This window comes from Nitrospira sp. (assembly GCA_030653545.1).
In the GTDB taxonomy this organism is placed as follows: Bacteria; Nitrospirota; Nitrospiria; order Nitrospirales; family Nitrospiraceae; genus Nitrospira_D.
Map to the genome: position 1 here is coordinate 208,153 of JAURZE010000022.1, position 13,012 is coordinate 221,164.

Sequence of the window (13,012 nt, forward strand, 5' to 3'; positions counted from 1 at the left end):
TCTCTCCACAATCTTGCCTTGGCCAACGGCTTACCTATAGAGTAAAGACTGCTCAAAACTCTAAGGCTATACAAATGTCCACATCGACAATGACGAGCAAAGGCCAAACAACGATCCCGAAAGACATGCGCAAACGACTGAATCTGCATCCGGGGGACCGCCTGGACTTTATTATCGAAAAGGACGGCCGAGTGGTTGTGCTCCCGGCAAGCGTAGATGCATCGGAATTAACGGGAATACTCAAACCGCCCACCAAGCCGGTCAGCGTAGCCGAGATGAATCAAGCCATTCGCAAGCGCGGGGGACGTCGATGATTGGAATCGACACGAATGTCCTGGTCAGACATTTGGTGCAAGACGATCCCGCACAATCACGCGCGGCATCCCAAGTAATCACAGAGCGATGTACGCGTGACGAACCAGGGTTTATTAATCGCATCGTGCTGTGTGAACTGGTCTGGGTACTGGAAAGCGCCTCTGGCTAGTCAAAAGACACCATAGTAGTCGTACTAGACAAGATTCTGAGGACCAGCCAACTCAAGATTGAAGATACGCAGTCAGCGTGGATGGCCTTCCGGATGTATCAGAAAGCACAGAGAAAAGACTCCCGACCCCTTGTCTTTTCTTTTCCTTCGAAGAAACCTAAAGAGAATTCGATCAAAAGGAGGGCGCCATTATGAAAATAGCCGATGCCACAGCGGAAGTGTTCATGACGGCATTTGAGTCCTTACCGAAGTCCGAGCGTGAAGCGATCATGCAGCGACTCTTCGCCAACCCGGCATTGAAGGAAGATCTGATCGACGTGGCAAAATGGTATGACCGGCGCGCAGAGCGGGCTATTCCGTACCAACGTGTTCGCCAACGACTCAAGAAGGCCGGCTGTCTGTGACAGTATCGGCTTGTCATCAAGCCTTCGGCAAGCCGGGAGCTTGAGCGGCTGGAGGATCAGTTGCTTCGTCGGGCTGATGAGGCAATCCTAAAGTTAGCCGATAACCCACGGCCACATGGCGCAAAGAAACTCGGTGGCGTGCCGTTATACCGTATACGGGTAGGGACCTTTCGGATCGTGTACGAGGTGAATGATGCACGGCATCTGGTGACCATCGTGACTATCGGTCACCGCCGAAAAGTCTACCGAAAATGATCGAGTCCTCGGGGCAGAATACCCCTCAAAGCAAAGAGGTGTAACGAATACCCTGCGCGACAACACCGGACGCCCGGAGATAATTACAATCGGAACAAATGAACTCATCGGCACCCAACCAAGGACGCTGCCTCCGACACGAGCGCCTGTAATGGCAGGGCAATGGCAGCAGGGGACTGGCTCCGCCGTCTGCGGCGGTGCCCGTCCCCCTTCGGTGGAGCTGACGACATGGGACGGCAAGGGGGCGGAGCGGATCGTGGAGCATCTGGAGAGTGCGGCTGGAATGACGCAGCGACGTCGGCCTCATGGAGAGGCACAGAGAATAGACTCCCGCCCCCTTTTGGCATCCCGCATTTGCACGGGCCGCGTCCTCACGACACAGCTTACGAAACGCGGCGACAAGACCCGCATCATTGGCTCCATAGAATAGAGAAGGGTTCGGAGATACTACCAAGAAACAACCGAGTCTCAGTCACCTGAGAATTGACCGGGCCGCCACGAAGAAGGCCCACGCTGCGCTTTCACATAAGAAGCAGGTGACCATCACAGCGCATCTCGACTCGGATATCCCGCCCCCTTTTCCCTCTCCGCTTGCTGGCCGTACTTCCCTTCAACAAGATCTCGACATGTGGAAAGGCAGTGCGTAGAATGACTCGCGGACGGAGGTGCAGACGCGAGTGAAGGAGGTCATCCATGCCGGCCATCGAGATAAACGATGAACAGATTCTTCGATGCTTGGATCAACTCTCCCCGGAAGGAATAAATGGCGCTGCGACAGCTTCTGATGGGGCTGGAGCGTCTTGACCGACTCGTCGACAAGAATCGCGAACAACTCGAAGCCCTGTGCAGGGCCCGGGGGTAGATTTCGGAATGATGACGGAGGAAAATCGCGAACGATGCGTGGGGCGTGCGCCATGTTGAGCGTCTGAAGTGAGCGGTGAGCATGACTGAGCGGAGTCGGTCTGCTGGAGCGGGCCGGAAAAAAGACTCTCGACCATGTATCTTCTTTTTTAGTCCTGTGGATGCTGGTGTGAAGGAGGGCATGATGCAAACGCAGCTTGTCGAATCGAACCCGTCGATCATGATGGGCAAACCGGTTATTGCCGGAACACGCATCACGGTTGAACTGATACTTGAAAAGCTCGCTGCCGGTGAGTCTCCGGAACAGATTATCGCCGCGCACTCGCGTTTGACCCGGGAAGCCGTTTCGGCAGCCTTGGACTTTGCGGCAAAGGCGCTGCGAGCGGACGTCATTTACCCGACTCCCGATCAGGCTGCATGAGACTCGTCGCCGATGAAGGCGTCGATCGAGCAATCGTCGAGCGTCTGCATGCCGCTCTTACACACTTGGATCACCACGTAAAGCCTGCCATCAAAGAATGGGATCGAATCGTAGACCGCTTGCCGGAGGAGTAAGTGATCCTTCTCCCTGGAGGCCGCCCCGCTCCTTCCTCTGGCTCCCTACCTCCAACCTCTAGCCTCAAACCTCCAACAATTCCCCCCTACAACCTTCCCCTTTATTCCGTTTTGTACAGCCTAACCGGCATCCATACAGATCCTCATCAGTCTGGTAGTTCTAACTCATTGACTATGCAGAGGCTCAGGACAGAGCCACTTGGTCTGAGTCTTGCTCCACCAACCGGGATTGCCGGAAAGAGCCCGGGGGAGAGACCTCCGTACACGCTTACAATTGAGGTTGCAGTTGCGCGAAAACACGAATCAGTTTCATGCCGACCTCAACCTTCACCTTGACCCTCAGAAATCTCGCGGGCCTTTCCAGCATTCTACGATGCCAAACCCGGCCTTCTGCGGAACACGAAGGACTGGCAACAGATCACTTCCTTGTTGCCCATTAAGACCAAATCAGCTAAGTAGTTCCTCGGTGGCGTAAACATTCAGCCACGCGAGCCGGGACAAGCGCGAGTAAGAATAGCCGAAGTAACGACCACCTGACCGAAACCCGAAGAAGCCGAACAACATGATAAAACGCATTGATCTCATCGCCGGAGCCAGGCCCAACTTCATGAAGATCGCCCCGATCATCGACGCGCTGAAGGCAGCGGAGAAGCGGGGAGGGCCGCTGCGCTATCGCTTGATTCATACGGGGCAGCATTACGACCGGGCCATGTCCGGGAGCTTCTTTGAAGAACTCGGCATTCCCGATCCCGATATCAATCTAGAAGTCGGATCCGGCACACAAGCAGAGCAAACCGCCGGAATCATGGTCGCCTATGAAAAGGTCTTACTGAAGGACAAGAGCGATCTCTGCCTGGTAGTCGGCGACGTCACCTCGACCATGGCCTGCTCCATCGCAGCCCGCAAACTCGGCGTGCCGGTCGCCCACGTCGAAGGCGGCATCCGCTCCGGCGATTGGACCATGCCGGAAGAAATCAACCGCGTCGTCACCGACTCCATCACCAACTGGTTCTTTACCACCAGCGAGACGGCCAACGAGAATCTCCGCCGCGCAGGAATCACCGACGATCGCATCTTCTTCGTCGGCAATACCATGATTGATACCCTCTTGAAACAGATGCCACGGTTACGGCCGCCGGCCTGTTGGGACTCGCTCAAGCTGGAGCCGGGAAAGTATTTTGTCATTACTTTGCATCGCCCGGCGAACGTGGATGGAGAGCAACAGTTACTGCAACTCCTCCATGCCATCGCCGAAGGCACCCGTGGTTTACCGGTGGTGTTTCCGGTGCATCCCAGGACGGCAAAGAACCTGCGCGACCTCGATAGCAAGACTCCACAACTCAACTACGTTGATCCGTTAGGCTATCTTGAATTTAACTACCTGGTGAAGCATGCGAAAGGTGTAATTACTGATTCGGGCGGCATCACCGAAGAGACCACGGTCCTCGGCATTCCGTGCCTCACCCTGCGTGACAACACCGAACGTCCGGAGACCATCACCATCGGCACTAATGAACTCATCGGCACCGACCCGAGCAAGCTGCCTCCGGCCTTAGCGCGATTGATGACAGGGCAGTGGAAGAAAGGCGCGATCCCTCCGAAGTGGGATGGAAAGGCGGCGGAGCGAATTGTGAATGAGCTAGAGCGGGTAGTGTAAAGGGATCGTGCGATGTTTCCCTAAAGAGAATTTCGGAGAGAACCCACCCGCCATCATTTCTGGGCCGCCCTTGATCGGCATGACTTAATGCACTTCGTCCAATCCAGTTACCTCAAGCTGCTTGATTATTTTCGTATTTCGAATGCGTTCTCACGGAATGTTGCCCTTCTTTTCTTCTCTAATACCCTTAACAATCTTGCAATGTTCATAGCTAACGTCGCCGTAGCTCGAAACTATAGCCATGAAGAATTCGGGTTATTTTCGATAGCTGCCACGATCGCCCTCACCACCTTCAGCATCTCAGAGTTCGGCATGAACCTCACAATGGTTCGGCTCTATAAGCTTCATATAGAAGAAAAAGAGAAAGCAGCGGCAATCCTCGCCTGCAATCTTTACTTCAAGATAGTTGTAGTTGGACTCTTGATTGGTGTGTCTTTGGTTTTCGGCCACAGCCTCTCACAGCTCTTTGCAAAGACGGCTGATCACAGCCTAATGCTGGGAATAGCACTCACGACTGGTGGGATCCTCGGTTTCTGGAGTTACGCAAAGGGGTTCTTTCAGATCCATGAACAGTTCCAGCAGATCGCCACTCTGACGATAGGATATGCACTTCTTAGACTACTGATGATCGGCGGAATCCTCTCTCTTCCAGCTACCCTTTCCCCTGAACTTCTTTTTGGCATCGTCTACTTGGGACCATTGCTGGTTGTACTTATTTATGGGTACTCCATTATTGGTCGAGCGATTAACATCACCGCGCTTAAGGCAAGAGAGCTTTTTAGCGCACTTCAGGAAAGCCTCAGTTACTCGAAATGGGTAGCTGCCTCTGGGATCTCATTTGTCTTGATTCAACAAAGTACTATCTTCATGACCGCCACCCTTGGCGATCTGAAACAAGTTGCACTCCTGAATGCGGCATTACTATTTACCTCCGTATTTTCTTTGCTTAATGACTCGTGGCAACAAGTAGCCTTTCCAAAAATCGCCGGTTTAACGAAAGACACAATCGCATCATATAGAGCAAGAGTGTTTCAAATACTTCCCTGGTTCTTCTTGTTCTCTATACTGGTGATCGCCTCTCTATCAGTCGTGATGTCGTTCACCCTCGGACCTCAATACGGGGACTCCATTCCACTTTTCTGGGTTACTAGTCTTGGAACCGCAACCACTATCGCATTTGGCTTCTTTTCAATCTTAATGCATTCTATTAATAGGCCACAGATCTCTTTCTATGTAAATCTCTTCACATTGGCAATGGTAGTTTCAATTGGAAGCGAGTTGATGATCAAAATAGGGTTATTAGGGTTGCTCGGTTGGTATGCATTTTCCATAGCCACAGGAGAACTTGTAAAGTCTCTACTTATAAGCAGACTCACACGAGCGCTCTGACGCATCACAAATGCCAGCAAAGTCTAAATCCTGGTTTGGGTCTAGATGACAAGCTCTAAAACCGCCCCTATGTTAGAAAACAATCAGAATTATATGCCCCGCAGCTTCCAGCTAGCTTTGCCGTTGGCTTGCCTTTCAGCCATCGCTTCGATAGCCCATTTACTTTCGACCGATGAATTCTCGGTGCCTATCCTGCTCGTCCTTTGCGGCGGACTTGGATTCTTCTTGGCAAAACTGTTAGAAAACGCTTCTTCCGCTAGCAGCACACTTGCTTCACGTATATTCCTTCTAAGTTATTCTCTAAACGTGCTAGTCGTTTTCGCGCTCTACTATTACTATCTAGCTGATCATGGCACCACATTTTTGGCGACAGAATTGAATCCACATGATGATGCACACTTTCATCACATCGGAACCACAATTGCGAGGGACTGGATTGATGGTACGTCGAGAAGCCAGATACCACTTAAAGGCTATACGTATAAAGGTTACCCTTTACTCCTGGGAGGAATCTATTATTTCGCCAATCTGTTCGGCGATATGAGTCCAATTGCTCCACGTATCGTGAATGCGATGTGCGGCGGTCTCCTGAGTGCGGCAGTGTTTAGTCTAGCGAACTTATCATATAACTCCACCGTTGCTATCAGGGCTGCAATTTTGGCGATCTTCTTCCCTACTTTCTGGCTCTACTCTGGGAACACGTTACGCGACATCATAATTGCACTTCTTGTCACAGTGTCGACAATACTTGTCCTAAAATTGCAGCGCGCTACAACTGGAGTTTCACGACTAACTTTATTTGCAGCATTTGCTTTCGCACTCTTAGGAGTATTCCTCCTTAGGAGCTCAACATTCTTTGCTCTAGTTGCAGCCGTGACTGTCTACTTTGGCGTATTCGCTAAGAGCCTCCTTTCAAAAGCGCTTCTCGTTGGCACTTCACTAATATTGTTAGCGGTCGGATTTCTTTATGGAAAAGAACTTGGTGCGCCCCCACCTGAGAGCTTGCTGGGGCAGCCTGACCACTACACTGAAATGGTAGTGACAAGCGCATCTAAAGAGTCTTTGGCTATACGCTACATATATAAGGCGCCCGCATATCTATTCCTACCTCTTAACGCAGTCTATACAGCATTTGCCCCGGTCCCTCCGATCAAGAGCACTTATCTTCCTCACGTTATTGAGGGACTTGGAGCTATTGTGTGGTACTTCTGCATTCCTTTCTGGGCACTTGGTATGTACTACGGCCTACGGAGCAGGCAATCGATACTGCCTGTACTCGTTACACTTGTCCTTTTCGTGGCGATTGCAACCATAGCTGCGAGTGCGCGACACAAAACCCTGTTTCAGGGACTGGCACTTGTGCATGTGGCCGAGGCATCTATGCGCTTGACGGGGCGAGTAATGTCAATCAATTTATTGGTTTCATTAATACTATGCGTGCTAGCGGTTATATATATGTTCCTTAAGTTCTAACTGCGACGGCTTAGATAGTCCTAGGCATAGGTAGTGAGTCTAGTAAGTGGTCCAACCCTTCATTCAATCTAGGGGATACTGATAATGAATGGTGATATACCATGACAATTAGGCTAGCCATGGTATCAACATTTCCGGAGGCTCCGAGTATCGTTCGCGGAGGCGTCGAAAGCGTAGCGTACTGTTTAACTGAAGGCTTACGATCCCTCAATGAATTCGAAATACACATCATTGCACCTTGCTCAAAACACAAACCAGGAATCGAGCAGCGTGATGGAATGACTTTACACTGGTTGCAGGCGGATAAGCTTCCAGGCTTTATCAGTTACTGGACTTCATTCCGCAAAGCGATTCATCGTTGCCTGAATGAAATCAAGCCAGACATTACACACTTCCAAGGCAGCGGCGGATGGACGCTGGGATACAATGCCCCATACGTATTCACCATACACGGCATTGCAGAACGAGACATTCTTTTTCAGGGCGGGCCCATGCTATCGATTAGGAAGAACACCATTGCGCTTATCGAACGACAGGGGCGGAAGCGGTCGCCCCATACTATTTTAATTAGCCCTTATGTCTCAAAGGAGCTTGGCAGTCAGATTGGTGGGAAACAGTGGAACATCGACAACCCAGTCACAGATGATTTCTTCAAGGTCCAAAGAGCGCGCACGGGACCGCGCATTCTTTATGTAGGAAGAATTAGTGAGCGTAAGAACGTGATCGGATTGCTCCGGAGCTTTTCTCAACTGCTGAGGATTCAACCATCAGCTCACCTGCTCCTTGCAGGAGACGCAGAAGAACCAGGCTACAGAATTCGCTGCATGGAATGCGTGAGAAAGCTTGGAATGGAAGAGAATGTTCAGTTTCTTGGGAATGTGGATAGACCAACACTTCTTGAGCAATTATCTCGCGCAAGCTGCTTGATCCTTATCTCCAAGCAGGAGACCGCACCAATGATAGTGATGGAGGCCATGGCTGCTGGTGTGCCAGTAGTCGCATCCAATATCTGCGGCCTTCCTTACATGATTGACGATGGGAGAACTGGCTATCTGGTTGATCCCAGCAATGAAGCGGAAATAGTCGATCGGCTCTTGAAGTTGCTCTCAAACCCTGTGTTATCAGCTCAAATGGGTGAGGCTGCCCGGGAGGTCGCCTACGAGCGATTTCACGCAAACGTGATCGCACAGAAGACTCTTGCAGTGTATCGGGAAGCCTTAGGCCAGTAAGGATACGTCAATGAACATTTCTTCAGCTATTCCATGGCTGCTCGCGATACAGCAGAGATTCGCCTTTGGCAACAACTCTCTGAGCAGAATACCTTCCCACACCTTTACTACATTAACTACATTCTGCTGGATCGCGGCTTTATCTGACCCGGCCTTCGCCAAGGATCTTGCTATTGGCAAATCCTACACTTTTGACCCTATACCCAACTATGCCCTCACACGGGACGAACAAGATTCGAAACAACTTACCGATGGAGAATATACGATCGGGCGGTTCTGGACATCGAAAACTACCGTAGGGTGGCAGGAGACCGGTCCTATTAAGATTGAAATCGACCTGACCAAGCCCTCTACTGTAAGTAAAATTTGCATTAATACTGCCCGTGGGATTCATGCCGCTGTCTCGTTTCCGGAACGCGTAGAAATGTTTTTATCGCTAGACCATGCTAGCTATGCATATGCGGGAAACTTGATGCGGGGACAAGATCATGGAGACGGTGATTATTCAGTAAAAACGTTTTGCTCAAAAGTAGTTTCGATCGACGCTCGGCACGTGTGGATATTCATCCATCCTAGAGGTCCATTTACATTCGTTGACGAGATTAGGATATTCGGGGCGGACGGACGTTCAAGCGCTAGAACCGACTATGCTTTGCAACGAGAGAACGTTCCAGAAACTGACAAACAACTTTCCCAGATCGGAACTTCAGCAAGCAGCTTATCCTTTGCATCTCATCGTCTCTTGGCGACCTTAGAAAAGTGGACAACAAGAGGAGTCCCTCCTACCGCCTCGATCAACCACATTCGCGCACTCGTCTCACGCCTTGACAACGACTCTTTTGCTGATGAAGCGGAAATACAATCACTTGAAAAAGACATACGCTTGTCTCACACGGCTGCTCTTAGAGAAAAGTATAAAGAACCTATTGTGATTTGGCGCGATCATCCGTGGGTAGGCTTTACAGCTTTAGACACCCCCACCATACAGCAAACAAATTTGGGATGGTGGACGCTCGATCTTCTGAAGCGAGGTACGTACTCTGAAACCATAAACCTCACGAACGCGTCAGCGACTCCACAGACAATACACGTTGCGGCACAAGTCGATTCGGCTGGGCACACCGCCCCAAGTGTCACGCTGCTAGAAGCACGCCCCATTTACACAGCGGGGGGTCAAGTTCGTGCGGACCCTCTCGTTCCTCTACACTCTGGAGAACTCGCTCTTAACCCAGGTGAGTCGAAGCAAATCTGGCTATCTATTTCTGCGCAAGATGCAGGACCCAACACATTTCCAGGAGTAATCACCTTTGACGCTCACACTGGCACTTCTTGGACCGCGACAGTGCCTTTCCACATTCGAGTCTGGTCAGCAGAAATGCCTCTACGCCAAAATGTTATGGTGACAAATTGGGCATACTTAAATTGGCGGCCCATTGAGAACAAACAAGATAAAGCCGTCCAAGACCTTGTAAGTCACCACACTAACCTTTTCGCTCTTCACCCTGCACATCTTCCCTGGCCAAGAATTTCCAAGGACCGCTGGAGCATTGATTACACAGAATTCGACAAAGTAATTGATCGTTATCAGAAGACAGACCGTTTTCTATTCTTCTTGGGCTTCAATGATACACGGCTCCGAACCTTAAAGGGCGCAGCACCATTCAACACCCAAGAATGGGAGATGCTATTTACCAGATGGATAGCGGACTGGAGCAAACACCTATTGAGCAGGGGAATTGGCTATGAAAGCTTTTTCTTTTATCCGGTTGACGAGCCAAATAGTGCAGAACAAGAAGGTGTCCTGTATGAGACGGCGAGATTAATCAAAGGTGTAAACCCTAATCTGCAAACATACACTACACACACTGGTGCACCGACAGCCAACATTAGCCGACTTGTACCCGTAATAGATATTTTTCAAGTTCTCGTGAACCAGCTATCTGGCCCCTTTGCTAAAGCTGTCAAATCATCTAAGCGGGAGCTGTGGTCATACAGCGCTGGCGGTGGCGGCAAGGATGGAGACCCATTAGGGTTCTATCGCAGCCAGGCATGGAGGGCATTCCAAGTAGGCGCTACAGGGATCGGTTTTTGGGCCTATGCTGATACTGGGCCGATTGGCACTGCCTGGAATGACATTGACGGAACGCGGCCTGACTACTCTGTAATTTATGAGGGAGAAAACACCATCATTACTAGTAAGCGTTGGGAGGCATGGCGCGAAGGCGTTGAGGATTACGAGCTCCTCGTGCAGGCGAAACAAAAGCTAAATAACAATTTGGAGCAGACCGAATTTTGGCGTAAGCTTGACGAAGTTGTTGAACAACCAACTAATTACCAGAAACTGCTATCAGCAAGGCGCTGGATGCTCGACATAGCCTCCAGATAACACATGTCCTTTGGGATCCAATAGATTGTCGGGTTGCAACATTTGCGAAAGATAGACGTTGATTTGGCAGCCAGGTAACCCCGCCCTTCATAGATAGAGGGGCAGAGCTTGATAATAACCATGCAGAAACATATCAAGAAGAAGAGAAGCTTGTTGGAATTTGCGAAGCAACTCGGGATTATCAACCAAGAGAGCGCGACACAAGAGTTGCTCCACGCCACAGGCTCAGTAATTGTACCTCAGCAGGACATTGCCCTATGGTATTTAGACAAAGTCATGGCTGCAACCATGCCAGGAATCGTGCCCAACATCTTTGGAAGCTCCTACTGTAAAATTGTAACAAGCCGACTTTCCGACAAGACCGCAACTACAAGAACTCGAACATTTAATTCGCCAGTAAAAGGCCTTTACTGAGCATGGTCCTATACCTTTTGGCATTACCTGCAAAGGTATTAGTCTTCTACAGCAAGCTGTATAGGCGCATTCATATGGCACTATTGCGGCCATTGTTTTGCAGACACGGAAGGAATTTTCGCTTCGATCCCTCTGGGTCTTATTCATACGCAACTATCACTGTTGGTCATGATGTATTCATCGGAAAGGGAGCAGTTCTTACCTCCGCCCGTGGGATCACCTTAGGGAGTAAAGTAATGATCGGGCCCGGAGTGATGATAATCGGCGGAGACCATAACATCGAGGTCGTTGGGCAATATATGTGCGATGTCTCAAACAAAGGACCGAAAGACGATCTACCTATTGAGATTAAGGACGATGTCTGGATTGGAGCAGGCGCGATCATCCTTAAAGGTGTAACCATCGGTCGAGGAGCAGTGGTTGGGGCTGGAGCCGTGGTTACACGAGATATTGATCCTTATTGCATCGCAATTGGTGTGCCTGCGAAAGTTTTAAGAAAAAGGTGGGATGAGGCCACCATTCGCAATCACGAAGCACTACTTACTAAGAACAAAATAGTGAACCAATAATGCCAAAACACAAAGTTATAATCGCAGGTGGCTATCCACCTCCTTTCGGAGGCATTACAGTTCATATCCAGCGCCTAGCGAATATCTTGAATCGGCACTATAAGGTGACGGTAGTTGACTTCTATGGTAAATCCAGCGCCACTGAGACACCCCAACACGCCATAGAATTATATCGATTTAAGAGTTCTTCACTACGCGCCATGATCCGTGTCCTTCGTAAACTGTTTTTCGGATATGGAATTGTACATTTACATGTCTCATCCGGAAGCAACGTGCTTCGCATACTGCCCTTCGTAGCAACAAAGATTTCAAAGAAACTGCTGCTCACAATACACGGGGGAAGCTTCACTGCCAGACTATCTGAGAAAAGCCCACTCTCCAGAACTTTGCTGCGTTGGACGCTGCATTTCTTCGACCGAATAATCTTAGTTAATCCAGAACAACAAAAAGCTATTGAAGGGCTTCGCATCCCGTCGAGCAAGATTGCAGTTATTCCCGCATACATTAGGGTAGAGGGAGGGGCATCGCGAAGCCTCGCCGAGAAACTCGCGGAAATCCGATCAGGAAACGAAGTCGTTTTGATTTCCTCTGGGTTCGGCCTTCCGCATTACGGTTACCATGAAATCATTCAAGCCTTGGCACGAACATACCAAGACAAGAAAATTGCTCTGATTCTGGCGCTATACAACTCATTTGACAGCCAATATCTCAATGAACTGAACGATCTTGCGGCAACAATGGAGCACTTAGAGTATGTCGTCCTGCAAGATACCCACCCCGACGAATTTAACTACATGCTAGGGCAATGCGACACGTACATTCGGGCAACAACTATGGATGGGGATTCCGTCGCAGTAAGGGAAGCTCTACAGCATGGATTAAAAGTTATTTGTTCGGATTGTGTTGCAAGACCAAGTGGCACAGCCCTCTTTCGCTGTAAATCCGTGGAAAGCCTATCAGAACAGCTGCGGGTGGCAAACGACTCACTAGGCCAGAAGGTGCAGCCGCAACATGACAACGCTAAAGAATTGATGGATATCTACCAAACAGTATGCCACTCGAAGCCATAGGCAGCCTCTTAGGATATTGCCTACTATTTCTTGGCCTCTATAGCCCCATCGAAAAGCGAGGTAGCCTTGGCCTACATAAGCACAAGAAACGGTTGCTGCCGACCCATAGATGCCATCCATTAATTCAAGAATCACAAACCCGTATCGAAATAGCGCATACGATGTCGACATTTTAAGATATCCTGGGATTATCCTTAACCCACGTGGGTTACATCTGGGAGCGAGAATATCAATGAAACAGATTTTACAAAATCTTGCATCCGGCG

The 13,012-nt window shown here is 49.9% G+C and carries 11 protein-coding genes; all 11 read left to right on the forward strand.

Going from position 1 to position 13,012, the window contains the following annotated elements; translation table 11 throughout:
- Window positions 1–74: 74 nt before the first annotated feature.
- Complete coding sequence (locus Q7U39_07795) at window positions 75–314, forward strand: AbrB/MazE/SpoVT family DNA-binding domain-containing protein (GenBank protein MDO9117843.1); 240 nt, start codon at window positions 75–77, stop codon at window positions 312–314.
- Window positions 315–675: 361 nt separating this feature from the next.
- Complete coding sequence (locus Q7U39_07800) at window positions 676–888, forward strand: hypothetical protein (GenBank protein MDO9117844.1); 213 nt, start codon at window positions 676–678, stop codon at window positions 886–888.
- Window positions 889–2,185: 1,297 nt separating this feature from the next.
- On the forward strand, window positions 2,186–2,425 hold the full coding sequence (locus Q7U39_07805) for a DUF433 domain-containing protein (protein MDO9117845.1): 240 nt from the start codon (window positions 2,186–2,188) through the stop codon (window positions 2,423–2,425).
- A complete protein-coding gene (locus Q7U39_07810; GenBank protein MDO9117846.1) occupies window positions 2,422–2,559 on the forward strand; it encodes a hypothetical protein in 138 nt (45 codons plus the stop codon). Before Q7U39_07805 ends, Q7U39_07810 begins: the two co-directional genes overlap by 4 nt.
- 562 nt (window positions 2,560–3,121) lie before the next feature.
- Window positions 3,122–4,216 (forward strand): UDP-N-acetylglucosamine 2-epimerase (non-hydrolyzing), encoded by a 1,095-nt coding sequence (gene wecB, locus Q7U39_07815; protein MDO9117847.1) that lies wholly within the window; start codon window positions 3,122–3,124, stop codon window positions 4,214–4,216.
- An 87-nt stretch (window positions 4,217–4,303) separates the two neighbouring features.
- Window positions 4,304–5,605, forward strand: coding sequence for an oligosaccharide flippase family protein (locus Q7U39_07820; GenBank protein MDO9117848.1), 1,302 nt, complete (start codon window positions 4,304–4,306; stop codon window positions 5,603–5,605).
- 183 nt (window positions 5,606–5,788) lie between these two features.
- Window positions 5,789–7,078 carry a hypothetical protein gene (locus Q7U39_07825; protein ID MDO9117849.1) on the forward strand — a complete coding sequence of 430 codons (1,290 nt, stop codon included), beginning with the start codon at window positions 5,789–5,791 and terminating at the stop codon, window positions 7,076–7,078.
- A 119-nt stretch (window positions 7,079–7,197) separates the two neighbouring features.
- Entirely contained in the window at window positions 7,198–8,307 is a 1,110-nt protein-coding gene (locus tag Q7U39_07830; GenBank protein MDO9117850.1) for a glycosyltransferase family 4 protein, read from the forward strand.
- Window positions 8,308–8,317: 10 nt separating this feature from the next.
- A complete protein-coding gene (locus Q7U39_07835; GenBank protein MDO9117851.1) occupies window positions 8,318–10,693 on the forward strand; it encodes a DUF4091 domain-containing protein in 2,376 nt (791 codons plus the stop codon).
- 488 nt (window positions 10,694–11,181) lie between these two features.
- On the forward strand, window positions 11,182–11,676 hold the full coding sequence (locus Q7U39_07840) for an acyltransferase (GenBank protein MDO9117852.1): 495 nt from the start codon (window positions 11,182–11,184) through the stop codon (window positions 11,674–11,676).
- On the forward strand, window positions 11,676–12,746 hold the full coding sequence (locus Q7U39_07845) for a glycosyltransferase family 4 protein (protein MDO9117853.1): 1,071 nt from the start codon (window positions 11,676–11,678) through the stop codon (window positions 12,744–12,746). The genes Q7U39_07840 and Q7U39_07845 overlap by 1 nt, the downstream gene beginning before the upstream one ends.
- The last annotated feature ends 266 nt before the right edge of the window (window positions 12,747–13,012 follow it).

What these genes read in the sequence shown, in the direction of transcription:
- Q7U39_07835 (MDO9117851.1), top strand. Translation starts at nt 8,318, where the DNA reads ATGAACATTTCTTCAGCTATTCCATGGCTGCTCGCGATACAGCAGAGA.
- Q7U39_07805 (MDO9117845.1), top strand. Translation starts at nt 2,186, where the DNA reads ATGATGCAAACGCAGCTTGTCGAATCGAACCCGTCGATCATGATGGGC.
- Q7U39_07800 (MDO9117844.1), top strand. Translation starts at nt 676, where the DNA reads ATGAAAATAGCCGATGCCACAGCGGAAGTGTTCATGACGGCATTTGAG.
- Q7U39_07830 (MDO9117850.1), top strand. Translation starts at nt 7,198, where the DNA reads ATGGTATCAACATTTCCGGAGGCTCCGAGTATCGTTCGCGGAGGCGTC.
- Q7U39_07840 (MDO9117852.1), top strand. Translation starts at nt 11,182, where the DNA reads ATGGCACTATTGCGGCCATTGTTTTGCAGACACGGAAGGAATTTTCGC.
- Q7U39_07820 (MDO9117848.1), top strand. Translation starts at nt 4,304, where the DNA reads ATGCACTTCGTCCAATCCAGTTACCTCAAGCTGCTTGATTATTTTCGT.
- Q7U39_07810 (MDO9117846.1), top strand. Translation starts at nt 2,422, where the DNA reads ATGAGACTCGTCGCCGATGAAGGCGTCGATCGAGCAATCGTCGAGCGT.
- Q7U39_07795 (MDO9117843.1), top strand. Translation starts at nt 75, where the DNA reads ATGTCCACATCGACAATGACGAGCAAAGGCCAAACAACGATCCCGAAA.
- Q7U39_07845 (MDO9117853.1), top strand. Translation starts at nt 11,676, where the DNA reads ATGCCAAAACACAAAGTTATAATCGCAGGTGGCTATCCACCTCCTTTC.
- wecB (MDO9117847.1), top strand. Translation starts at nt 3,122, where the DNA reads ATGATAAAACGCATTGATCTCATCGCCGGAGCCAGGCCCAACTTCATG.